The organism is Cellvibrio fontiphilus, from assembly GCF_042646205.1.
In the GTDB taxonomy this organism is placed as follows: Bacteria; Pseudomonadota; Gammaproteobacteria; order Pseudomonadales; family Cellvibrionaceae; genus Cellvibrio; species Cellvibrio fontiphilus_A.
In genome coordinates this window covers 1029364-1053307 of sequence record NZ_JBHRTF010000004.1, presented here as the reverse complement: position 1 = coordinate 1053307, position 23944 = coordinate 1029364, and the positions used below count along the sequence as shown (strand labels likewise).

17 protein-coding genes and 1 pseudogene are annotated in these 23944 nt (G+C 50.8%); 3 read left to right on the top strand and 15 right to left on the bottom strand.

What is annotated here, in order from left to right; translation table 11 throughout:
- Positions 1 to 28 precede the first annotated feature (28 nt).
- Entirely contained in the window at positions 29 to 2320 is a 2292-nt protein-coding gene (gene clpA / locus ACFODX_RS13095; protein ID WP_378119804.1) for an ATP-dependent Clp protease ATP-binding subunit ClpA, read from the bottom strand.
- A 155-nt stretch (positions 2321 to 2475) separates the two neighbouring features.
- The gene (gene clpS / locus ACFODX_RS13090) at positions 2476 to 2847 is read right to left on the bottom strand and encodes an ATP-dependent Clp protease adapter ClpS (RefSeq protein ID WP_378119802.1); all 372 of its coding nucleotides are present in this window, start codon (positions 2845 to 2847) and stop codon (positions 2476 to 2478) included.
- 319 nt (positions 2848 to 3166) lie between these two features.
- Between clpS and cspD the strand changes: the two genes are divergently transcribed.
- Positions 3167 to 3418, top strand: a complete 252-nt coding sequence (cspD, locus tag ACFODX_RS13085; RefSeq protein ID WP_378119799.1) for a cold shock domain-containing protein CspD — start codon at positions 3167 to 3169, stop codon at positions 3416 to 3418.
- Between the two features lie 77 nt (positions 3419 to 3495).
- On the opposite strand, the gene ACFODX_RS13080 is transcribed toward cspD, so the two are convergent.
- A complete protein-coding gene (locus ACFODX_RS13080) occupies positions 3496 to 5721 on the bottom strand; it encodes an NADP-dependent isocitrate dehydrogenase (RefSeq protein ID WP_378119797.1) in 2226 nt (741 codons plus the stop codon).
- Positions 5722 to 5945: 224 nt separating this feature from the next.
- On the opposite strand from ACFODX_RS13080, the pseudogene ACFODX_RS13075 reads away from it, so the two are divergent.
- Positions 5946 to 6506, top strand: a pseudogene (locus ACFODX_RS13075) (pseudouridine synthase); the annotation flags it as partial.
- A 335-nt stretch (positions 6507 to 6841) separates the two neighbouring features.
- On the opposite strand, the gene mazG reads toward ACFODX_RS13075, so the two are convergent.
- The 4 genes from mazG to cysM all read right to left on the bottom strand — a co-directional run bounded on the left by mazG (position 6842) and on the right by cysM (position 12544).
- Positions 6842 to 7636 carry a nucleoside triphosphate pyrophosphohydrolase gene (gene mazG / locus ACFODX_RS13070; RefSeq protein WP_378119795.1) on the bottom strand — a complete coding sequence of 265 codons (795 nt, stop codon included), beginning with the start codon at positions 7634 to 7636 and terminating at the stop codon, positions 6842 to 6844.
- 27 nt (positions 7637 to 7663) lie between these two features.
- Complete coding sequence (relA, locus tag ACFODX_RS13065) at positions 7664 to 9910, bottom strand: GTP diphosphokinase (RefSeq protein ID WP_378119793.1); 2247 nt, start codon at positions 9908 to 9910, stop codon at positions 7664 to 7666.
- A 141-nt stretch (positions 9911 to 10051) separates the two neighbouring features.
- On the bottom strand, positions 10052 to 11581 hold the full coding sequence (gene rlmD, locus ACFODX_RS13060; protein WP_378119790.1) for a 23S rRNA (uracil(1939)-C(5))-methyltransferase RlmD: 1530 nt from the start codon (positions 11579 to 11581) through the stop codon (positions 10052 to 10054).
- A gap of 72 nt (positions 11582 to 11653) precedes the next feature.
- Positions 11654 to 12544, bottom strand: coding sequence for a cysteine synthase CysM (gene cysM / locus ACFODX_RS13055; RefSeq protein WP_378119788.1), 891 nt, complete (start codon positions 12542 to 12544; stop codon positions 11654 to 11656).
- Between the two features lie 133 nt (positions 12545 to 12677).
- On the opposite strand from cysM, the gene ACFODX_RS13050 reads away from it, so the two are divergent.
- Positions 12678 to 15488 (top strand): response regulator, encoded by a 2811-nt coding sequence (locus ACFODX_RS13050; RefSeq protein ID WP_378119786.1) that lies wholly within the window; start codon positions 12678 to 12680, stop codon positions 15486 to 15488.
- A gap of 24 nt (positions 15489 to 15512) precedes the next feature.
- Here the strand turns inward: ACFODX_RS13050 and recO are convergent, their stop codons facing one another.
- The 8 genes from recO to ACFODX_RS13010 all read right to left on the bottom strand — a co-directional run bounded on the left by recO (position 15513) and on the right by ACFODX_RS13010 (position 23835).
- On the bottom strand, positions 15513 to 16226 hold the full coding sequence (gene recO / locus ACFODX_RS13045; protein WP_378119784.1) for a DNA repair protein RecO: 714 nt from the start codon (positions 16224 to 16226) through the stop codon (positions 15513 to 15515).
- Positions 16227 to 16235: 9 nt separating this feature from the next.
- Positions 16236 to 17156 (bottom strand): GTPase Era, encoded by a 921-nt coding sequence (era, locus tag ACFODX_RS13040; RefSeq protein WP_378119782.1) that lies wholly within the window; start codon positions 17154 to 17156, stop codon positions 16236 to 16238.
- 50 nt (positions 17157 to 17206) lie between these two features.
- The gene (rnc, locus tag ACFODX_RS13035; RefSeq protein ID WP_378119780.1) at positions 17207 to 17887 is read right to left on the bottom strand and encodes a ribonuclease III; all 681 of its coding nucleotides are present in this window, start codon (positions 17885 to 17887) and stop codon (positions 17207 to 17209) included.
- 3 nt (positions 17888 to 17890) lie between these two features.
- Entirely contained in the window at positions 17891 to 18319 is a 429-nt protein-coding gene (locus ACFODX_RS13030) for a DUF4845 domain-containing protein (protein WP_378119778.1), read from the bottom strand.
- Positions 18320 to 18341: 22 nt separating this feature from the next.
- Positions 18342 to 19190: a signal peptidase I gene (gene lepB / locus ACFODX_RS13025; RefSeq protein ID WP_378119776.1), complete on the bottom strand. Its 849-nt coding sequence runs from the start codon at positions 19188 to 19190 to the stop codon at positions 18342 to 18344.
- Between the two features lie 48 nt (positions 19191 to 19238).
- Positions 19239 to 21038: a translation elongation factor 4 gene (gene lepA, locus ACFODX_RS13020; RefSeq protein ID WP_324257691.1), complete on the bottom strand. Its 1800-nt coding sequence runs from the start codon at positions 21036 to 21038 to the stop codon at positions 19239 to 19241.
- A gap of 163 nt (positions 21039 to 21201) precedes the next feature.
- Positions 21202 to 22608, bottom strand: coding sequence for a DegQ family serine endoprotease (locus tag ACFODX_RS13015; RefSeq protein WP_378119773.1), 1407 nt, complete (start codon positions 22606 to 22608; stop codon positions 21202 to 21204).
- A gap of 168 nt (positions 22609 to 22776) precedes the next feature.
- Positions 22777 to 23835 carry a MotY family protein gene (locus tag ACFODX_RS13010; protein WP_378119771.1) on the bottom strand — a complete coding sequence of 353 codons (1059 nt, stop codon included), beginning with the start codon at positions 23833 to 23835 and terminating at the stop codon, positions 22777 to 22779.
- Positions 23836 to 23944: the final 109 nt, after the last annotated feature.

The following is a 23944-nucleotide window of genomic DNA, read 5'->3' as shown; positions in this document are numbered from 1 at the left end:
TTTGTTATTTCAACAATCCATCATCGCACTAGGCAGGCTGAGCATGTTTAGCGCTCACCTCAATTGTAAGCTTGTCCTCTATCGGGTCTACGTCCACGCTTACAGTTCCACCACCCTGGGACAGGGAACCAAATAATATTTCCTCGGCCATAGGCTTTTTCAGTTTATCTTGAATCAAGCGAGCCATTGGACGTGCACCCATTTTCACGTCATATCCATGAATAGCCAACCACTCACGCGCCGCATCGGTAATATCAAGGGTAACGTGTTTGTCGTCCAACTGGGTTTGCAGCTCCATCAGGAACTTGTCTACCACAGTTTTGATGGTATTTAAGGTCAATGGCGCAAACTGCACTATGGCATCCAAACGGTTGCGGAATTCCGGTGTAAACATCTTCTTGATCGCTTCCATACCATCGCTGGTGTGATCTTGATGAGTAAAGCCTATGGAAGCGCGGCTCATCACTTCAGCGCCCGCATTGGTAGTCATGATCAAGATCACGTTGCGGAAGTCTGCTTTGCGACCGTTATTATCAGTAAGGCTGCCATGATCCATGACTTGCAACAGCAAGTTGAAGACTTCTGGATGTGCCTTCTCGATTTCATCCAACAACAATACGCAATGCGGCTGCTTGGTAATGGCATCCGTTAACAGACCGCCCTGATCAAAACCAACGTAGCCTGGTGGCGCACCAATCAAGCGCGATACAGTGTGACGCTCCATGTATTCGGACATATCAAAACGAATCAGCTCCATGCCCATACATTGCGCCAGCTGACGGCACACCTCAGTTTTACCTACACCGGTTGGGCCGGCAAAGAGGAAGGAGCCGATTGGCTTTTCCATCGAACCCAAACCGGCGCGCGATAGTTTGATTGCCGTAGCCAGCGTATCTATGGCCTCATCCTGCCCAAAAACGGTCATTTTCAAGTTCTGATCAAGTTTACGCAGCTGCTCTTTATCAGATGAAGACACACTTTTTGGGGGAATACGCGCTATTTTTGCCACCACGTTTTCCACATCGGTCACGCCAATCGTTTTTTTGCGCTTACTGGGTGCTTGCAATTGTTGGTAGGCGCCAGCCTCATCAATCACATCAATAGCCTTATCGGGCAAAAAGCGATCGTTGATATAACGCTCGGCCAATTCGGCGGCTGCACGCAAAGCGGCATCGGTATAACGCAAGTTGTGATGTTTTTCGAAGCGACTCTTCAAACCTTTGAGAATTTGATATGTCTCATCCACTGTTGGTTCATTCACGTCCACTTTTTGGAAGCGACGCGAGAGCGCACGATCCTTATCAAAAATTCCACGATATTCTTGATAAGTTGTAGACCCCATGCAACGGATCTCACCTGAAGACAGTAGAGGCTTGAGCAAATTGGATGCATCCATCACGCCACCAGATGCCGCACCGGCGCCAATGATGGTGTGAATTTCATCGATAAATAAAATGGAATTTTTTTGCTTTTTCAATTCGTTAAGCAAACTTTTGAAACGCTTTTCAAAATCGCCACGATATTTAGTACCCGCCAACAGTGCGCCCATATCCAAGGAATAAACCACACTGGAAGCAAGCGTTTCAGGTACATCACCATCAACAATACGCTTTGCCAAACCTTCAGCAATCGCAGTTTTACCTACCCCTGATTCTCCAACTAAAAGCGGATTATTCTTGCGACGACGTGCCAGAATCTGACACACCCGTTCTACTTCAAACTCGCGCCCCACAAGTGGGTCTATACGCCCCTGCATAGCCGCTTCGTTCAAATTACTCGCAAAACTTTCCAAAGGACTCTGGGAACTTGAGTCACCGGTTGTTGATTCTTCATCCTGATTTTCTTGATGTGTTTGATGATCATGGCTGTGATCACTGGTACCGCTCACTTTGTGGATGCCATGAGTGATGTAATTCACCACATCGATGCGCGCAATACTCTGTTGTTTCAGGTAGTAAACGGCTTGGCTTTCCTGCTCACTAAAAATGGCCACCAGTACATTTGCACCGGTCACTTCTTGTTTGCCTGAAGATTGGACGTGAAATACAGCACGTTGCAATACGCGCTGGAAACCAAGTGTAGGCTGGGTTTCTCGCTCGGAGTCGTGTTCGGGGATAAGCGGTGTGGTCGAGTCAACAAACTCAATCAACTCTTTGCGCAGACTAATCAAATCTGCACCGCAGGCACGCAGTACACTCGCAGCAGAATCATTATCGATGAGCGCAAGCAGTAAATGCTCAACAGTCATAAATTCGTGACGCTTGGAGCGCGCACCTTTGAAAGCAAGATTTAAAGTTACTTCCAGATCTTTACTTAACATTGCGCTTACCCTCTTCTAACCAACACATTGAAATCGTCTAACAAGGCAACTCACATTATCTAAACCTGCCGTTGCTTAACCATCGATTAACAATCATCAGGCAACTGTAACCAACAGTTGGGGCGAGGCTTGATTAAACAAGGTATAAAACCGTTTTATTCCCCATCCTCCACCGCTTCGATTTCGCACAACAGTGGATGCTGGTTTTCTCTTGCATATTGATTCACTTGGGCGGCTTTAGTTTCCGCAATATCCCGAGTATAGATACCGCAAACCGCCTTGCCGTGAACATGCACCGTCAACATTACATGAGTCGCTTTTTCACGTGACATTGAAAAAAATATTTCCAATATTTCCACCACAAAATCCATTGGTGTGTAGTCATCGTTTAACAACATCACCTTGTACATAGGAGGACGTTTTAATTTCGGTTTTTCCGTTAAAACCGCAAGGCTACCGTCCGACTCGTCAATAGAATGATCATCGTCTTTAGCTAAGGTTAGTTGATGCTTTTGCAGATTGCCCATAGAGATTCAATACAAAATAAAAAATGGTTAGCGATATCGCGCATTGTACCCCATCAACAGAGCCTGCCCCAGCAGGTGTTGATACGGATCAACGCTTGACTTTGGGTCAAATGTTGGATAAAAAAAGACCGCAAGCGCATACAAATGCATCATTTTGGGTGAATTATCTCTAATTGCCCCAGCGATGCGACCCACTTGTATGTAGCGCTTGGCGTAGAGCACCAAGTCCCATACTCCCAAATAGCAGTAATGCTTGGGAAAATAATAACGAAGCGATATTAGAAATTCTCATATGTCGCACGGACAGAAGGATTAAATCATGCCTACAGGCACAGTTAAGTGGTTCAACAATGCAAAAGGTTACGGTTTTATTCTCGCGGATGAAGGCGGTGAAGACCTGTTTGCACATTACTCAGCGATTGCGATGGAAGGTTACAAAACCCTAAAAGCCGGGCAAGCCGTAAGTTTCGACATCACCAAGGGTGACAAAGGTTTGCACGCTGTGAGCATCAAGGTGCCGCAGGACACTTCAGCCGCGATCAACCAACAGATGAGTGCCGTTCCCGCCTGACGCCACCAGCCTAGGCAAATAAAAAAGCCTCCTGTATCACTACAGGAGGCTTTTTGTGCTGACCGGCACCTTAGGTTTTATACAAGGCTGGCCAAAATACTGTTGAACGTAGCGCTTGGACGCAAGGCTGCAGAAGCTTTGGCATCATTAGGGCGATAGTAACCACCCAAGTCCACTGGCTTACCAGAGGCGGCTTTGAGTTCAGCGACTATTTTGGCTTCGCTTTCGGTCAAGGCTTTGGCGACAGGTGCAAACTGCGCTTGCAGGGCAGCATCGTCCGTTTGTGCAGCCAAAGCTTGCGCCCAGTAAAGCGCCAGATAGAAGTGGCTGCCACGGTTATCCAATTCACCTGCGGCACGGCCAGGCGACTTGTTTTCATCTAGGAACTTGCCGTTCGCTTGATCCAGTGTTTTGGCGAATACTTTTGCCTTGGCGTTGTTAGTGACATTGCCAAAGTGATCCAGCGATTCTGCCAGAGCCAGGAATTCACCCAGTGAATCCCAGCGCAGGTGCCCTTCTTCCACGAATTGTTGTACGTGTTTTGGCGCTGAGCCGCCCGCACCAGTTTCAAACAAACCACCGCCGTTCATCAGGGGAACAATCGACAGCATTTTGGCCGAGGTGCCCAGCTCCATAATCGGGAACAGATCGGTGAGGTAATCGCGCAGCACGTTACCCGTTACCGAAATAGTGTCTTCGCCCTTGCGGATACGGTCGAGGGAGAACTGAATCGCCTCTTCCGGGGTTTTGATGTGAATTTCAAGGCCGCTGGTGTCGTGATCTTTCAGGTAGGTATTTACCTTGGCGATCAATTGCGCATCGTGCGCGCGTTTTGGATCTAACCAGAACACCGCCGGCGTATTGGAAGCGCGCGCGCGGTTTACCGCGAGTTTTACCCAATCCTGAATTGGCGCATCTTTTACTTGGCAAGCGCGGAAGATATCGCCCTGCTCTACCGCTTGTTCGATAAGCACTTTGCCCGCTGCATCAACAATACGTACCACACCATCGGTAGGAATTTGGAAGGTTTTGTCGTGTGAACCGTATTCCTCGGCGGCTTGCGCCATCAGGCCCACATTGGGCACGCTACCCATGGTTTTTGGATCAAAGGCACCGTGTTTTTTGCAATCGTCGATTACTACTTGGTAGATGCCAGCGTAGCAGCGGTCGGGGATACAGGCTTTAGTGTCTTGCAGCTTGCCTTCGGTATTCCACATTTTGCCGGAATCGCGAATCATCGCCGGCATGGACGCATCCACAATCACATCGCTTGGTACATGCAGGTTGGTGATGCCCTTGTCAGAGTTCACCATGGCGAGCGCCGGGCGAGTGGCGTAGAGCGCTTTGATGTCGGCTTCGATTTCCGCTTGCTGGTCAGCCGGCAGGGATTTGATCTTGGTGTACAGATCGCCAATACCGTTGTTTACATCTACACCCAATTCAGCGAGCACCGCCGCGTGTTTTTCCAGCACCGGGGCGTAGAACACAGAAACGAAGTGACCGAAGATAATCGGGTCAGACACCTTCATCATGGTGGCTTTCAGGTGAACAGAAAGCAGTACGCCTTGGTTTTTGGCATCTTCAATTTGTTGAGCGATATAAGCGCGCAGGGCGTTTTTGCTCAGCACTGACGCGTCGATAATCTCGCCGGCGAGCACTTTTACCGTTTCTTTCAGCACTTTAGTGCTGCCGTCTTTAGCAACCAGTTCGATTTTCAGGTTGCCCGCTGCACTGATCAACGCCGATTTTTCACTGCCGTAGAAATCGCCTGAGTTCATATGCGCGACGTGGGATTTGGAATCAGCAGACCAGGCGCCCATTTTGTGCGGGTTTTTACGCGCGTAGTTTTTAACGGACAAGGGCGCACGACGGTCAGAGTTACCTTCACGCAATACGGGGTTTACCGCGGAACCTTTGATTTTGTCGTAACGGGCTTTGGCGTCTTTTTCGTCGTCGTTAGCCGGAACTTCGGGGTAGTCGGGCAGGTTGTAACCCTGGGATTGCAATTCTTTGATCGCGGCCTTCAACTGTGGAATCGACGCACTGATATTCGGCAGCTTGATAATGTTAGCTTCTGGCGTAGTCGCCAATTTGCCCAGTTCTGCCAGGTGATCACCAATGCGTTGGGCTTCGGTCAAACGCTCGGGGAAAGCGGCAATGATGCGGCCAGAGAGCGAAATGTCGCGGGTCTCGATGGCAATGCCGGAAGTTTTGGTAAAGGCTTGAACTATGGGGAGAAGGGAATAGGTTGCTAAGGCTGGGGCTTCGTCGGTTTGGGTATAGATAATTTTTGAATCAGTCATTTAAAGATGGCTCCATCAATTCATGCGGCTCGGCCTTGTGAGCCTTGCCATTAACAGTATGAAAATGTAGAAAAAGAGCCCCGCCACAGGGAACTCCCCCTTGCCAGAGCGCGGCGATTCTACACCTCCGCGCTTGTTTATGCATGTTTAGTTGCTATGGCAGCCGAGCCTAACTCGGATAAAATTGCCTGCCAACACGACTCATAACCCCGGTGTAAGGTTTTATGGCCACGCTGATTTTGTTCAATAAACCCTTTGGCGTTCTCTCGCAATTCACCGACGGTGAAGGGCGCCCGACGCTCAAGGACTACATCAAGATTCCCCATGTCTACCCCGCTGGACGACTGGATCACGATTCTGAAGGTTTGCTACTCCTCACCGATGATGGCGACCTGCAACACTACATTAGCCACCCAGCGCACAAACAACCCAAGACCTACTGGGTGCAAGTGGAGGGCGCGCCCAATAGCTATGCCCTGACCCAGTTGCGACAAGGCGTGGCGCTGAATGATGGCATGACTCAACCCGCTGAGGTGCGTCTGATTCCTACCCCCAAACTCTGGGAGCGGGTACCGCCCATTCGCGAGCGCGCTAACATACCCACCCAATGGCTGGAAATTGTGATTAGTGAGGGGCGCAATCGTCAGGTACGGCGCATGACGGCCGCCGTAGGTCACCCTACCCTGCGCTTGGTGCGGGTTAAAATTGGCAACTGGACGCTGGAGGGTATTGAACAGGGCAAATACAAAACCGAAACGGTGACTGTGCCCAAATCCATACAGAAACCCGGTCCGCGCCCCAAACAAAAACCAAGCGATGGGCGACAAACACCCACAGGGGAACAGCGTCGGGACGATAATCGCCAAGGCGCCAAACCCAAGCGCGGCGGAAATTCGCCGTCAACAGCGGGTAATAAGACAACTGGAGCGCCAGCACGCAACCATTCCACTAAAAACCAATCGTCAAAACCCAAAACAGCAGCGGCTAAACCAGCGGTAAAAACGCTGATTATCCAAAAGCCCAAACGCAAATTGGACAGCGACAAATAAGTGCTCATACAACTAAAACTAAAAAGGCGCCTCCTAAGCGCCTTTTTAGTTTTAGTAATCCACCACCCTGACTAAACCTGCTTGGCTTCATCCCATAAGCGGTTCATTTCATCAATACTGGTTTGCATAAGCGGCGCTGCGGCATGTTGTTCGATGTAGTTAAAACGCTGCTCAAATTTCTGGTTGGCGCGACGCAGTGCCTGTTCCGGGTCGATTTTTTGGTAGCGGGCAATATTAACCACCGCAAATAACAAATCACCCAGCTCTTCCTCTAATGCCGCCTGATCGCCAGAGTCTAATTCCGCTTCTACCTCTAATAACTCTTCGCGCACCTTGGCGATGGGGCCGTACACATCCTCCCAATCAAAACCGACGGTCGCCGCGCGCTTTTGCAACTTGGCAGCGCGGCTCAAGGCTGGCAGGTTCAGGGGTACATCGGCCAACAAACCCTGCGCCCCCTTGGCGGCGCGCTCCTCTTGTTTGATGGCTTCCCAGCGCGCCTTCACATCCACTGGCAGGGTGTGGCGATTGTCTACGCGGCTCTGCAAAGTCCCCTCGGGAAACACATGCGGGTGGCGGCGAATCAGCTTGGCGACCAGGTCTGACACCACGGCGGCAAAGTCAAAGCGCTGATCTTCTTTGCCCAACTGGCTATAAAAAATGACCTGAAACAACAAATCGCCCAACTCTTCTTTGAGGTGGACAAAATCCTGTTTTTCGATGGCATCCACCACCTCATAAGCCTCTTCCAGTGTCGAGGGGGCGATGCTGGCGTAGTCCTGCTTGATATCCCAGGGACAGCCGGCTTCGGGGTCGCGCAGGCGTGCCATCAAATAGAGTAAATCGTCGATAGTGTATTGGTTCACGAACGAGTCCTAGTGTTTACGGCGCGGCTAGTGTTTGCGGCGCGCTGACGCGATGTTGGGCAATTGATTGAGTTTGGTGAGTATGCGACTCAGCTCGTCAAAGCTGCGAATTTCCACCGTTACCTGCATATCCACCGTATTTTTGCGTTTATCCGACAGGGTTTGCATCGCCACAATATTGATGCGTTCAGTATCCAGCAGCACCGTAATATCCTTGAGCAAACCGTAGCGGTCATAGGCTTCGATCACTATATCCACCGAATAGAAACTCTGTGGCGTTTCGCCCCACTCCACTTTGATGATGCGCTGGGGTTCATCGGCCTGCAGCTGCAGAATGTTGTTACAGTCCTGCCGGTGAATGGAAACGCCCTTGCCCAGGGTGATGTAGCCGGTAATCGCATCGCCCGGCACCGGATTACAGCAGTTGGCGATTTGGGTCAGTAAATTACCCACACCTTCGATGTAGAAATCCGAATCCTTTTTCTGGCGGGTAGATTTGCTGGTTTTGAGCGGAATTAGCGGCTGTTGCGGGTGGGCTTCATCCAGCTGTTTCTGCGCCGCATTGAGCACCTGCCCCACGCCTATGTCACTGGCGCCAACCGCCGCGTAAAGATCATCCAGCGTATTAAAGTGCAGTTTGTGCGCCAGCTCTTCAAAATCCAGATCCAGCAAGGCCAAGCGTTTGAATTCGCGATCCAATAACGCTTGCCCTTCAGCGATGTTTTTATCGCGCGCCTGCTGTTTGAACCAGTGCTGGATTTTGGCGCGGGCGCGGCCGGTATTCACATAACCCAGCGCCAGGTTAAGCCAATCGCGACTGGGCGATTCCAACTTGCCGGTCAGAATTTCAACCTGATCAGCGTTAGTGAGCTGGTAGTTGAGCGGCACTATACGGTTGTTCACCTTGGCACCGCGGCAGCGATGGCCGACATCCGTGTGGATTTTGTAGGCAAAATCCAAGGGCGTGGCGGTGCGCGGCAAATCCACTACGTGGCCTTCGGGTGTGAACACATAGATGCGATCCTGATTCACCGCACGCAGGTCGTCCTGCAGGTGTGAAGGATCGCCACCCAATTCTTCGTGCCACTCCAGCACCTGCCGCAACCAAGCGATTTTTTGCTCGTAGGCATCCTGGGTCGCTTTGGTATCTGTGCCTTTATAACGCCAGTGCGCACAAACGCCCAGTTCCGACTCCTCGTGCATTTCCTGCGTGCGAATCTGGATTTCCAATACCTTGTTTTCCGGCCCCCAGACTGCGGTATGCAGTGAGCGATAACCGTTTTCTTTGGGCGAGGCGATGTAGTCATCGAACTCGTGGGGGATGTTGCGCCAGAGGCTGTGCACTATACCGAGCACCGCATAACAGTCGCGCACTGTCGGCACCAGGATGCGCACGGCGCGAATGTCGTAAACCTGCGAAAAGGGAATGCCTTTGCGCTGCATTTTGCGCCAAATGCTGTAAATATGTTTGGCGCGCCCACCAACTGAACCCTCAATCCCGGCTTTTCTAAGTTCGTTGCGCAGCAGTTCAAGCAGGTTGTCGATATATTCCTGCCGCGCCAAACGGCGTTCATCCAGTAACTTGGCGATGCGTTTGTAATCGTCCGGCTGCAGGTAGCGGAAGGACAAGTCCTCCAGCTCCCATTTGATATGGCCAATGCCTAAACGATGGGCAAGCGGCGCGTAAATATCAGCCACCTCGCGCGCCACTTGGCGGCGGCGATCTGCCTCGGCATTTTTCACCGAGCGGATCGCACAGGTGCGCTCGGCCAGTTTAATGAGTGCAACCCGCACATCGTCCACCATGGACACCAGCATTTTGCGGATCTTCTCCGCCTGCTCCACGGCTTGGGAACCCAGCACCCGGTCTTCGTGTTCATTGCGCTGGTAGCTGATCGCCGCCATGCGCAGCACGCCCTTCACCAACTTGGCGACCGTATCACCAAAGCGGTTTTGCACTTCCGGCAGGGTGATTTTCTGCTCGCGCACCGCGCGGTACAGAATTGCGGCGATCAGCGCATCTTGATCCAGTTGCAAGTCGGCCAGAATCTCCGCCATTTCCAGCCCGATACGAAAACAGGAGAAATCCTCGCCCCAGCTGTGGTCGTCGTCGGCATGAATATCCACTAGAGACAAACTCAGCTCCGCCGCGCGGCGCAGCTCGGTGCGGCTGGTGTCCGATTGCAGGTGGGATTTGTTTAAACGGTCGATCCAGGCATCTATATCCACCTGACCATCAGCCGCTATGGGGTGATCGGCTCTGACTTTAACCATAAGGCTCGCCTTACTTATTCTTGTGGGTCGGCAACCGCGCAGGTTGCTGACACCTATATCCTTGGGACAGCGGTGGCTAAGCCAACCACTTTGTGTATTCGCCACAGGCAGGTGTTGCCCGCGCTGCGCTGCTTAAGCCATTTATTTCAGCAAAAACAGCGCCATAGACTCCAAATGCTGGGTGTGGGGGAACATATCCAGCACACCCACCGCGTCCAGTACATAACCCGCCTCGGCGAGTAATGCGGAATCCCGCGCCAAGGTAGCGGGATTGCAGCTCACATAGACAATCCGCTGCGGCGAAAGTTGCTTGCCGGTCACCCAGCGCTGGATGCTGGCGATAATGTCTTTTGCACCATCGCGGGGCGGGTCTAATAACAGCGCATTAATGTTGCCACCCAATCGCTGCAACTGAGTATGGGTCATATCCGCGAGGTTCGCGGCAATAAAACTGGCGTTGTTGATGCCCAAGGCCGCCGCATTCTCGCGCCCGCGCAGCACCATGGTTTCCACCGCTTCTATACCCACCACTTCGGCACATTGGCGCGCCATAGGCAGGGTAAAGTTGCCGATGCCACAAAATAAATCCAAGGCGCGATCTTGCGGCTTGAGCTCCAGCAGCGCCAAGGCCTGCGCTACCATCTGCTGGTTGATCTGCGGGTTGACTTGGGTGAAGTCTTGCGGGTGATAGGCGAGCGACAAACCCGCCACTGAGTAGTGCAGGCGCGGATCGCAGAAGTTGCCCTGTAAATCCGTCAGCCCCAAATTGCCATTTGGCTCAAGCCAAACAGCGACCTGCTGTTGTTCTGCCAGCAGTGCCAGGGCGGCCAAATCCGCCTCGGCCAGTTTTTTGGTATGGCGCACAATCATCGCACTCTGGTGAACGGCTGGGTCATCGCCCTGCCCTTTAACCAGTTCGATATGGGTCACCGCTTTAGCCGCGCGCAATTCCGTCAACCAGTCGCGCAGCGGCGCCAGTAATTGGTTCAATTCCGGCGCTAACACCAAGCACTGGTCGATCTGGGTAATTTGATTGCTGTAGTGCTGACGAAACCCCACACTGACACTGCCGTCCTGCTCATACCACACACCTAGACGCGCGCGGCTGCGATAACCAGTATCGCTATGGCTAATCGGCGGCAGCACTCGCTTTGGCTCCACACCGCCCCAGCGCTTGAGCTGTTGCAACAGCGACTCTTGTTTCATCGCTAACTGTTGCGCCGGTTGCATATGCTGCAACTGACAACCGCCACACTGCTCATAGTGGGCGCAAGGCGGCGACACCCGCTCAGGGGCGGCACTGATGACTTGATCGACCCGCGCATCAATAAAGCGCGCATGTTCTTCCACTAAACGTGCGCTGACCTGTTCGCCAACCAAGGCGCCAGCGATAAAAATAGTTTTGCCATCCAGATCAGCCACACCGCGACCATCGTGACTTAAACGATCAATGGTGAACTCGCCCAAGCGCTTGTTAAATTGCGGCACTGCGCTGGCCTGCGCCGACTTGTCTGCCGAGCGCGGCTGATTGCGGCGCGGCTGATTGCGGCGCGGCGCATCATCGCGCACATACACACTGCCGTCGGCTTTTTTGGGGCGCGGCTTTTTGCCGAGCAAACTACCTTTTTTAAACGCGCCACCAGAGGGTGTCTTACCATTTTTTTGTGACATGAGAAAATCCATTGCGGTACACAGAAGGCTAGATGAATCTAGCCACAAACCAACGCAAATCAACAAACAGGGCTACTGGTTAAACAAACCCGACGACAAATAGCGATCACCGCGATCACAAATAATTGCCACAATCACCGCATTCTCCACTTGCTGACTCAACTCCAGCGCAGCGGCGACTGCCCCCCCGGAAGATACGCCACAGAAAATACCTTCTCTACGCGCCAACTCGCGCATGGTTTGCTCGGCCAGCGCTTGCGGCATATTGACGATTCCATCCACGCGGTCGCGCTCATAAATTTTGGGCAGGTAGGCCTCTGGCCAGCGGCGAATGCCGGGAATTTGTGCGCCTTCCGAAGGTTGCAAGCCAATGATTTGAATCGCTGGATTTTGCTCTTTAAGAAAGCGAGAAGTGCCCATGATGGTGCCAGTGGTGCCCATGGAGCTGACAAAATGGGTAATGCGGCCACCGGTCTGTTGCCACAACTCGGGGCCAGTGGTGGTGTAGTGAGCTAAGGGATTATCGGGGTTGCCGAACTGATCCAACACCTTGCCCTTGCCCTGCGCCTGCATTTGCAGCGCTAAATCGCGCGCACCTTCCATGCCCGCCTCTTTGCTGACCAGAATTAATTCCGCACCATAAGCCAGCATGGAGGCTTTGCGCTCGGCGGTGGAGTTATCGGGCATGATTAAAATCATGCGATAACCTTTAATGGCTGCCACCATCGCCAGCGCAATGCCGGTATTACCACTGGTGGCTTCGATAAGTGTGTCGCCGGGTTTGATGTCGCCGCGCAACTCGGCACGGCTGATCATGGACAGCGCCGGGCGGTCTTTTACCGACCCCGCCGGGTTATTGCCCTCCAATTTCACCAACAAGGTATTGCTGGTTGCCCCGGGCAGGCGCTGCAAACGCACCAATGGGGTGTTGCCAACAAATGCTTCAATAGTGGGAAAATCCATACTGACCTCGGAGATGATTGCACAGGCGCGCGCGGGGCGGCTATTCTACCTGCGAACACCCTGCCTGCGAACACTTGAGGGCAACTTCAGATTGCCACCCATTAATAAGCACAACATCAAGGCTTCTTCTGTTATGAATTCTGCTCGCAAACTGAAACACGGCAATATCAAATCCGATGTCTGGCGGCTGATTTTTATTCCCTCCTTTGTAATCATCATTTTGATTGCAACCAGCCTGAGCTATTTGTGCATTTCACAAATTAATAAATTTATCGACCTGCGCGGTAGCTTGCTCGCACAGAAAACCGCGCACCTCTTGTATAAACCTGTGCAGCAAAACCACACCGAATTAATTCACCACATATTGGATGCCTCTATTGAGGAGCCATATATTCGCGCCGTGCGTATTTACCTTGCCGACAGCAAACAATATTTGCACAGCGGCCCGCAATTTATGGGCGGCAATGACGCCAGTAGCCCCAGCCAGCAAACACCAGGCGAAGTTAGAAACTATCACACCTTACGTTTTTCTCACCCGCTGGTTAGCCCTGACAATACCCGCTCACTCGGTTGGGTAGAGCTGGAATTATTAACGGCTCCCTTCGCCCTGGTGCGCCATGAAGCCATCATTCTCACTATCGCAATTACTCTTTTGTGTTTAATTATTGGCGCTTACTTTGCAATCTCACTTTATTACCGCATCACCGAACCACTGGAGCATATTAATAATGTGGTGCGCGGCTTGGCGCGCGGGCGACTTAATGAGCGGGTAGAGCCACAACATTCCAGCGAATTTTTGGGATTGGCAGAATCCATTAATACCATGGCAGATTATATGGAAGCTGCCCAAGCAGATATGCAGTCGCACATAGATCACGCCATTGAAGATTTGCGCGAAACGCTGGAGACAATTGAAATACAGAACGTCGAACTCGACCTCGCCCGCAAGGAGGCACTGGAAGCCAGTCGCGTTAAATCGGAATTCCTTGCCAATACCAGCCATGAAATTCGCACACCATTGAATGGCATCTTAGGTTTTATCAACCTTGCACTTAAAACAGAACTCAACGAACAGCAGCGTGAATATCTGGAAACTATCCGCGACTCTGCGCAGAACTTGCTAACGGTTATTAATGGAATTCTCGATTTTTCAAAAATTGAATCCGGCAAACTTACACTGGATTACGCGCCCTTACCTATTCGCCACTCCATTGATGAAGTACTCAATATCTTTGCCCCGGATGCGCACGACAAAAACCTTCAATTAATTAATTATGTTGAACCCTGTATCCCCAAAAACTTATTGGGAGATGCCCTGCGCTTTAAACAAGTCCTCTCGAATTTGGTCAGCAACGCAATCAAATACAGCACCGTGGGAAACATTATTGTTGATGTGAGTATTTTGCAGCGCCAGGAAACACAGATCACATTAAAAGTCTGCGTCAGTGATGAAGGTATTGGTTTAACCCGCGAGGAGCAGGAACAGTTATTTAGTCCTTTTAATCAAGCAGACTCCTCCAGCAGTCGCGAACACGAAGGCACAGGTCTTGGCCTTGCAATTTGTAAAGGCTTGGTGGAGCGCATGAACGGTGAAATTGGTGTAGTCAGTGAACCCGATAAAGGCTCCACCTTCTGGTTTACCGCGCGCCTTGGTATAGATAAACGCCAACCCGCACCTAACCAGCTGGCCAATCTGAGTGAATACCGCATTCTGCTGTGCGGTGAAAATCCTGCCTCGGTTAAGCAATTAAACAATCTATTGCATGAGTGGAATGCCAATACCCAAAGCATTCAAGCCATCCACGATTGTTTCCCCGTGCTGCGCAGCGCACATGCAGAGCATAAAGATTTTGATTTGCTGATTTTGGATATTCATCCCGGTGAGCGGAAAATTCCTCCCGTACTGCTTAATAATCTCGCCGAACAGTTGCATAGCGAATTTAGTTGCACATTGATTGCCTGTTGCACTACAGCACACCAACGGCTGTTCCGCGCCTATGCTGAAAAGTCGCGGGTTTTATTTGTGAATAAACCTATAGCTTACGATGCACTCTTACAAACTCTGGGGCGCCAACTGGATTTGCACATTAAAGATGTGCGCGAACAACAGGATGAAGAAGCGCAGCGCCCAAGTGCAAATGTACTGCTGGTAGACGACAACCCCGCCAACTTGCAATTGGCTTCTGAATTATTGCGTGGATTGAATACACAAGTAGTACAGGCCAGCAGCGGTAAACAAGCGATTGAAGCCTGCAATGAAAATGAATTTGATGTGATCTTTATGGATATTCAAATGCCGGGCATGGATGGCATGGAAGCAACACGGCAAATTCGCGCGCTGGAACAAGGCAAACGTCGCACACCGATTATCGCGCTTACAGCACACACCATCACCGAACAAAAAGCGGAATTGCTAATCGCAGGAATGGATGATTGCATCAGCAAACCGGTGAATGAAGCACAACTGGCACATATCATTAATCGCTGGGCCACACTGACTGGAAAAAAAGAAGTTGTCATTCAAACTGAAGACAAAACCATCAACAACCGCCCCAGTGTTCCTACCGAGGACTACACAGGGTCAGTCGATATTCCACTATGCCTGAAACTAGCCAACAATAAACCGGCATTGGCGCGGGATATGTTGGCCATGTTGCTGGCGGGCCTGGAAAGTGAAAAACAGCAAATTAATAGCGCACTGGACGCCAACCAGCACGAAGAGGCAGGCGAATTAATCCATCGGCTTTACGGAAGTAGCTGCTACTGCGGAGTACCACGCTTGAAACACATCAGTGGACTTCTGGATAAATTATTCCAAAGCGGCCAATACGAACAAGCGCGCGATGCCATTCCTGCACTGAATCACGCTTTGGATGATTTAATTCGCTGGGGAACCAACAAAGATATAGATGCTTTATTCGGGCTGGAACAAACACCCGCCTGACGCGCAATAGGCCAAAGCAATTGCTTATAAATCAGGTTTTTGCGAAACAAATAAGGCGCGGCTGTTTAGCGGGCGGCTTCCCAGCAGCGGTTTGAGTAGACGTCGCGCCAATTTTTTTGCTGCCATGCGTGTAGCCGCATGGGAATAATCCCCCCGGGCAATCGCCAACAATACCTCACCTTTTAACAGGGCTTCTTCCGGTATATCTGGCGCAGCGCTGTAAAAACCTTCCTGCGCATGGCATTCATAAAAACCTTCGGGTTGTATAGCGCAAAAACTGCGAACATCCTGGCTAAAATCCAAGCCATAACCCAATTCTTCCAACAAGCGAAACTCAAAAGTCCGCAACAGAGGTTCAATGTCTGCCCCCGCCTGCAGGGTAATTAAACTGTGTTCATAAGCGTAAAAAATACCGTTATGACTATCCATTTCCGGCAACAAACGAACCAACAGTTCATTTAAATAAAAACCGGAATAGAGATGATTGGCGGTAAGCGAAAGAAAATGATTGTCCGATTCAAAAAGGGTGAGCAACTTCATATCCGTTTTGCCCTGCCAGGAAACCAGCAAGCGACTAAACGGATTCAGTAATTGGCGTTTGGGGGTTTTAGTTTTGCGCACGCCGCGTGCCACAGCAGTGACACGACCATAATCAGGCGTAAGCAAATCAATTAATAAACTGGTGTCGCGGTAAGGGCGCGTATGGAGAATATATGCGGGCTGCAAATCAACACGCATAATCGTCAATTAAAACTCGTTGTAACCAAGGCTGCGCAGCGCACGCTCGTCATCCGACCAACCGGACTTAACCTTGACCCACAATTTGAGCATGATTTTCATCTCAAATAATTTTTCCATATCGATACGCGCTTCAGTACCAATGAGTTTAATGCGCGCGCCTTTATCCCCAATCAGGATTTTCTTCTGGCCATCGCGTTCGACTAAAATCAGCGCTGATATATTCAGTAAATGCCCTTCTTGTTTGAATTCTTCAATTTCTACTGCCATTTCATAGGGCAGCTCATCACCCAATTGACGGGTAATTTTTTCACGCACAATTTCAGCGGCCATAAAACGCGAACTGCGGTCGGTAATCTGATCCTCGGGATACATGTGTATTCCTTCGGGCAAACGCTCGACAACCAACGCCTCCAATCGATCCAAGTTAGTATTGCGCAGCGCCGACATAGGCACAATTTCTGCGACATTTAACTTCTCTGACAGCAATTTTAAATGAGGAAGCAGGCTTTCTTTATCCTCAATTTGATCGACTTTATTAACCGCTAAAATAATCGGGCAGCGCAAATTCTGTAACTTTTCAGCAACCGCTTCGTCTTCTTCCGTCCAAATAAAGCGATCCACCACAAACACCACCACATCCACATCTTTCATGGCGCTGGTAGCCGCTTTATTCATATAGCGGTTGATCGCCTTTTGTTGCCCCAAGTGCATACCGGGAGTGTCAACAAAAATAATTTGCACATCGCCTTCAGTTTTAATACCTACAACTGCATTGCGGGTTGTTTGCGGTTTGCGCGAGGTAATACTGATTTTTTGCCCCAGGATATGGTTCAGCAAAGTGGATTTGCCCACGTTGGGGCGACCGACGATTGCAACGTATCCGCAACGGCTGGGTGAAGCTTCTTCAGTGTCTGAATGAAAAGTCATAAAAAGTACTGCACGGTTGATAATAAAAACAGCAGGGGTATTGGAGCAAATCAATCGATCTTTAACTGGGACAACATGAGTGCGGCGGCTTGTTTTTCTGCTTCGCGGCGATTGGATGCTGTGGCCCGCGTGGTTTGTTTGGCAAGCGCCACACGGCATTCGATAGTAAATACCTGAGCATGCCCTTCACCGCCCACCTCTACAACTGTGTATTCAGGCAGCGGCTGACGCTGTGATTGCATATATTCCTGCAGACGGGACTTAGGATCTTTTGCGCTGGTATTGGCACTCAGCTCATTCAGACGCGGAGCAAACCAAGTGAGCACTCGCTCGCGACAGAGATCCAGACCGCTTTCCAAATAAATAGCACCAATGATCGCCTCAACGCTGTCGGCCAAAATAGAATCGCGGCTTTTGCCGCCGGATTTTAATTCACCTTCGCCAAGAATCAGGCAGTCCCCCAGCTCAAACTCGCGCGCCAGTAATGCGAGGGTATCGCCTTTCACAATTTGTGAACGAAGTCTACTCAGTTGGCCTTCGCGGGCATCGGGCAGACGCTTGAACAGCGCCTCACCGATAATAAAATTCAAAATAGAATCGCCTAAAAACTCAAGGCGTTCATTGTTGCTAGCGCCATGGCTGCGGTGGGTGAGCGCCAATTGTAATTGGCGCTGGTCAGAGAAAGAGTAGCCAAGGCGTTGCTCAAGGCGCTGGTATTTAAGTGTCAACACAAGTTATTTAGTCGCTGTAGCCGGTTTACAACACTGACCGGGGCGGGAACTATCCAAATGGTTTTGGAAGCTGAGCACCAGGTCGATGTTATAAAAAAGAGGAACACGGGTTTCGTAGTCTACGGTGATCAGCAGATCTTCACTGCGGCGATCGATTTTGATGTTTTTGGTGGGACCTTCGCTGCGGACATTGTTAATCATGTAAAAGTTGCCCAGCTTTTTACGAATCTCGGCATCGGTCATCTCACCCACTTTTTCACCCCCAGCTTCAAGCGAGCGCAGTGCAGATTCTACATAGCGGTTTTCGGCATACAGCGGTACGACTTTGAAGGCAAAAAGTAAAAAGAATCCGGCAACGGCAATTACCAACGCCCATTGCAACATTCCCAAACCACGTTGGTGCTTAATGGTTTTATAGTTATTAGCTCGCATCAGGCTCAACTCCACAATTGAATTATTGAATTACGCTTGCACGATCAAACGAGGGAATACTGAAAAACGAATCCCAGTGCATCCAGATAGCAAATGCCTTACCAACTATAGCGTCTTCCGAGACCATGCCCCACTCGCGGCTATCCAAACTATTATCGCGGTTGTCGCCCATCATAAAATAATGGCCGGCTGGTACTACCCATGAGCCGTGCATACTTAAACGGCTGGGCTGCAAGTGTTTATAGGTAGTGAATTCCTTATCGTCAATTTTCTCACTGGTCATTCTCAAAACCGGAGCGCCTGCTGGCAACTGGGCAATCAGCTTTTCCTCCACCGTTTTACCATTAATGGTGAGCTGATGGTTGTTATAGGAAATATGGTCGCCCGGAACACCTATCACACGTTTAATGTAATAAGTTTCGGGGGCGTGGGGCGGGAAAAATACCATCACGTCACCGCGCTGGGGCTTACCCACGGGAATGATTTCTTTGTTCAATACCGGCGCACGCACACCGTAGGCGAATTTATTGACCAGAATAAAATCACCCACTTCCAAAGTGGGAATCATCGAGCCTGAGGGAATTTGGAATGGCTCAACCAAAAACGAACGCAAGAAGAAAACAATAAACAACACGGGGAAAAAAGATTTGGAGTATTCCACCAACACGGGTTCTTTAGCGGCAACCGCCTTGGCCTCTTCATAGGCAGTTTTTTGCTGCTCTGTCTCACGCGCCAGACCACTGAACTGTTTTTCCACAGCAGCAATTTTTTGCTTGCGTGGCCGGGATAAAACCAAAGCATCGAACAGCCACACCAAGCCGGTAATAAAAACAGCCAGTGTTAAAATCAGGGGAAGGTTAATACTGCTCATCAAATGTCCTTAGCGCGTTGCTGTCAACAAACCAAATGTTTCAACGAATCAACTATCAATTTTTAATACAGCGAAGAAGGCGGCTTGTGGAATTTCCACACTACCCACTTGTTTCATTCGCTTCTTACCTGCTTTTTGTTTTTCCAACAATTTTTTCTTACGCGTAGCATCGCCACCATAACACTTGGCGGTTACATCTTTACGCAAGGCTTTAACGGTGGAGCGCGCCACAATTTGACCGCCAATCGCCGCCTGAATCGCCACATCGTACATTTGGCGAGGAATCAGTTCTTTCATTTTCTCTGTGAGTGAACGCCCCATGCTGTGCGCTTTGTCGCGGTGCACAATAATCGCCAACGCATCGACCTTTTCACTGTTAATCAATACATCCAAGCGCACCAAATTCGCTGGCTGGAAGCGCACAAAGCTATAGTCCAATGAAGCAAAACCACGACTTACCGATTTAAGGCGATCAAAGAAGTCAGTCACCACTTCGTTCATCGGTAGCTCGTATTTCACCGACACTTGTGAACCGGTGAATTGCAGGTCTTTTTGCACGCCGCGCTTTTCAATACACAGGGTAATGACGTTACCCAAATGTTCCTGGGGCACGAGGATATTGGCTTCAACAATCGGCTCGCGCATTTCATCGATAGAACCGGGATCAGGCAGTTTGGATGGGTTATCAACAAAAATGACTTCGCCGCCGCGTTTGACCACTTCATAAACTACGGTAGGTGCGGTGGTAATCAGATCCAGGTCGTACTCACGCTCCAATCGCTCCTGGATAATTTCCATGTGCAGCATGCCCAGGAAACCCACACGGAAACCGAAGCCCAAGGCATCTGAACTTTCTGGTTCATAAAACAATGAGGCATCATTCAAGGTTAACTTGGCCAGCGCTTCACGAAAATCTTCGAAATCGTCGGAGCTGATGGGGAACATACCCGCATAGACTTGCGGCTTGATTTTTTGGAAGCCAGCCAAGGCTTCAACCTCGGGAGTTTGGGCGTGGGTAATGGTATCGCCCACGGGCGCACCGTGAATGTCTTTAATACCCGCCACCACAAAACCTACTTCACCGGCTTTGAGTTCTTTTAACTGGGTAGGTTTAGGGCTGAATACACCCACGCCATCCACAATTTGCGCCTTGCCAATCGTTTTGGTGATGATTTTATCCTTGAGGCGCAAAGTGCCCTGCTTTACTCGCACCAAGGAAACCACGCCCAGGTAATTGTCGAACCAGGAATCGATAATCAATGCTTGCAAGGGCGCATCCACATCACCCACCGGGGCCGGCACCAAACGCACCAATTCTTCCAGCACATCTTCCATGCCCATGCCGGATTTGGCAGAGCAACGCACCGCTTCGGTGGCATCTATACCAATAATATCTTCAATCTCCTGGGCAACACGCTCAGGCTCCGCCTGGGGCAAGTCCATTTTGTTGAGCACCGGGATTACTTCCAGACCCTGTTCAATCGCGGTGTAACAGTTAGCCACCGACTGCGCTTCTACGCCTTGGGCGGCATCAACTACCAATAGTGCACCTTCACAGGCCGCGAGCGAGCGGGACACTTCATAGGTGAAGTCCACGTGGCCGGGGGTGTCAATAAAGTTCAGCTGGTAGGTTTTACCATCGCGTGCCTTGTAATGCAGGGTCACGCTGTGGGCCTTGATGGTGATACCGCGTTCGCGCTCCAAATCCATGGAGTCGAGTACTTGCGCCTCCATTTCACGGTCACTCAAACCACCGCACATTTGAATAAAGCGGTCAGCGATGGTGGATTTACCGTGGTCAATGTGGGCGATGATAGAAAAATTACGGATATGGCTCAGGTCAGTCACAGGCGCTTAACTACTTTAAAGTGATGGGAAGAGTGAACCCCGGACAGACCGGGGCATGGAAAGAATGGGCGGCATTCTAGCCTATTTGCAGGGTGGGTGCTATGTGAGCCAAGGCCGCTCGCCAAGCTGGAACAAGTTGGCGAGCGGTAGGCTACAGCAGATGCTAGCGGATAATCACCGAGCGGAAGATCGACCGATTTTGACGGAAGAAACGCACAGGTTGTGGTTCGTTTTTAGGCAGACCTTTGACTATGCGAGTGTAATCGGCCAAGGACTTAATATCGCTGAAGGCCAACTGGGTAATAACATCGCCGACTTGCAAACCTGCTTCAGCCGCCGGACTACCCGGCTGGATTTGCTGCACCACCACACCAAATTCTGCCCCGCCGCGCCGGCTGGATTCCAGCGGTACAACGATCAAACCCAGACTATCTGGCGCGTTCTGCGCTGGCGCTGCGGCTGGCTGACTTGCTGCCTCTTGAGGCGATACTGGCAAAATACCCACAGTCACATTTAATGTCTGCTCTTTGCCTTTGCGCATGATCACAACGGGCACCTTGCTTTTGGGGGCAGTGCGCCCGACCAAGTAAGGCAAATCGCTGGACGTATTTACGTTCTGGCCATTGAATTTAATAATCAGATCACCGGCCTTCAAACCAGACTTGGCCGCCGGGCCGTCTGGCTCCACCTCGCTAATCAGCGCGCCGCCGGGTTTGTCCATGCCCAGGGAGTTCGCCAGGTTTTTGTCCACCTCCTGAATCATCACCCCCAACCAGCCACGATCAACCCGACCTTTGTCTTTCAACTGTGCGACCACATCCACCGCCAGAGATGCAGGAATTGCAAAGGAAAGCCCTACAGAGCCACCACTGGGCGAGTAGATTTGGGAGTTAATACCGACCACTTCGCCGTCCATATTAAACAGCGGGCCACCGGAGTTACCGGGGTTAATGGCCACATCGGTCTGGATAAAAGGTACGTAGTTACTTTCACTATGTGCCGAGGGAATGCTGCGACCAATGGCACTCACAATGCCGGCACTGGCGGAATAATCCAGCCCAAAAGGCGAGCCTATCGCAATCACCCACTGGCCAACCTTCAGGGTCTCGTCTTTTGCCAGTGTGAGCGTCGGCAGGTTTTTGGCATCGATTTTCAACAGCGCCAAATCCGAGCGCTCATCACTACCCACTAAAGTTGCTGCATATTCGCGCTGGTCATTCAGGATGACAGTGATGGCATCCATTTGATCGACCACATGATCATTGGTCAGCACGTATCCGTCGGCCGAGATAATAAAACCGGAGCCCAGAGAACCGCGATCACGCGGCGCCTGGCGACGTTCAAGCAACTCACGAAAAATATCCGGCAAGCCCTGCATGTCAGGTGGAAGCGCTCGCTGGGGCTGGGTCGGATCAACTTTGGAGACAGCAGTAATTTTTACTACCGCCGGCGAATGCTGTTCGATTAGCCCGGTGAAGTCCGGCAAGTCTGCAGCCTGACTTACCAGCGAATAAAAACTGATACTGATTATTGCAATGAGACTCGCCCACTTGGCAGTCAATCTGTGCATGTAAGGCTCCTTAATGAAATTTTTATCCAGCGCATAAAACACTGGTTCGCACTCTAGGACTGATAACACACCAAAAAATTCCGACCCACTGATGTGGATCGGGTTAAGAATGATTTGGGAATTGTGTTAAAAAAATGCAAGCCCAAACAAGGCGGCTCGGGCTCGATTTTATAATTGGGGTTGCTTGCCATTGGTGAGGTTCTGGCGCTCGACCAAGTCTTCCAGCTGACTGGGAGTGACTGAGGAGGCCTCGGCGGACGTTTGTTTTTCTGCAGCTGCCGCCGCTTTGGCGGCTTGCTCTGCGGCGGCTTTTTCTTCCGCGGCTTTTAATGCTGCCACACGCCGCTCCATGTCTTTACGGGTGGATTCGTTTTCAAGGCGCAGGGTGATGCGGCGGTTTTTAGCTTGCCCTGCTTTTTTGCTGTTATCTGCAATAGGAAATTGGTCGCCGTGCCAGCGCGCGGTGACGAAGTTTGTAGGCAAACCCTTCTCTACCAGGTAATCCGACACCAGTTGCGCCTGTTGCTGCGATATAAGTTCAGCCTCCTCCGGGGTTGCTCGCTTATCGCTGTGGGAATCGACCAATAGCCCCAACACTTTGTTATCTGCCTTGCTGTAACGCACAATTTTATCCAACTGGGCTTTGGCTGATGGGCTGAGAGCTTGAGCATCCTCTGCGTAATAAATAATCGAGCGCGATAACTGATCAAAGGTATAGGGAATAATGTTGGCTATACATTGATTGAAACTAGTGTATTTGGTTGCGAAATGACGCGCGTCCAGAATAACCCGTAGGTTACTGCTGCCATCACCGCCTGCACTACTGAACACCACGTTAGTACCAGCCTCCAAAGCGCTGGCAAGGGTTTTTAATTGCTCGCCAGTCAATTGCAATTTTGTACTCACGCTCAATGTCATTAGTGCCTGGGGTGACAAATCATTGCGCCACTGGGGGGGCACAGCCTCCAGCTTCACACTTCCGGCTGGAAAGTTCTTTTTAGCATCGCGAAACTCAAAAAAACTCACGCCCCCAGCCCGCTTGCCAAAATAAGCCTTGCCGTAACCGGGGATTTCTTGACTCAGGCCGCAAGCAAAGTGTCCGGTTTGCAGCTTCCATTGGGCATCGTTAAAACCGAGACTGTAGGTTTGGGCATGAACACCAACGCCAAACAGCACGAGCGATAAAGAGAAACTCGATATAAAGCCAATACGGAATAAACAAGACATGCAAATAAAGCCTGATCGCCAATATTAATCTTGGCAGTATAGTCAGTGCCCAACGGATTGCCCTGCGGAATTGCAGCTGCGGATGAAGGTCAATTTTGATAGCATGCCG

Coding starts and splice junctions, on each gene's coding strand:
- ACFODX_RS13010 (WP_378119771.1), bottom strand. CDS start 23,835: ATGTCTTGTTTATTCCGTATTGGCTTTATATCGAGTTTCTCTTTATCG.
- ACFODX_RS13050 (WP_378119786.1), top strand. CDS start 12,678: ATGAATTCTGCTCGCAAACTGAAACACGGCAATATCAAATCCGATGTC.
- relA (WP_378119793.1), bottom strand. CDS start 9,910: ATGGTTAAAGTCAGAGCCGATCACCCCATAGCGGCTGATGGTCAGGTG.
- ACFODX_RS13030 (WP_378119778.1), bottom strand. CDS start 18,319: ATGCGAGCTAATAACTATAAAACCATTAAGCACCAACGTGGTTTGGGA.
- clpS (WP_378119802.1), bottom strand. CDS start 2,847: ATGGGCAATCTGCAAAAGCATCAACTAACCTTAGCTAAAGACGATGAT.
- recO (WP_378119784.1), bottom strand. CDS start 16,226: ATGCGTGTTGATTTGCAGCCCGCATATATTCTCCATACGCGCCCTTAC.
- ACFODX_RS13015 (WP_378119773.1), bottom strand. CDS start 22,608: ATGCACAGATTGACTGCCAAGTGGGCGAGTCTCATTGCAATAATCAGT.
- ACFODX_RS13080 (WP_378119797.1), bottom strand. CDS start 5,721: ATGACTGATTCAAAAATTATCTATACCCAAACCGACGAAGCCCCAGCC.
- rlmD (WP_378119790.1), bottom strand. CDS start 11,581: ATGTCACAAAAAAATGGTAAGACACCCTCTGGTGGCGCGTTTAAAAAA.
- cysM (WP_378119788.1), bottom strand. CDS start 12,544: ATGGATTTTCCCACTATTGAAGCATTTGTTGGCAACACCCCATTGGTG.
- era (WP_378119782.1), bottom strand. CDS start 17,156: ATGACTTTTCATTCAGACACTGAAGAAGCTTCACCCAGCCGTTGCGGA.
- clpA (WP_378119804.1), bottom strand. CDS start 2,320: ATGTTAAGTAAAGATCTGGAAGTAACTTTAAATCTTGCTTTCAAAGGT.
- lepB (WP_378119776.1), bottom strand. CDS start 19,190: ATGAGCAGTATTAACCTTCCCCTGATTTTAACACTGGCTGTTTTTATT.
- cspD (WP_378119799.1), top strand. CDS start 3,167: ATGCCTACAGGCACAGTTAAGTGGTTCAACAATGCAAAAGGTTACGGT.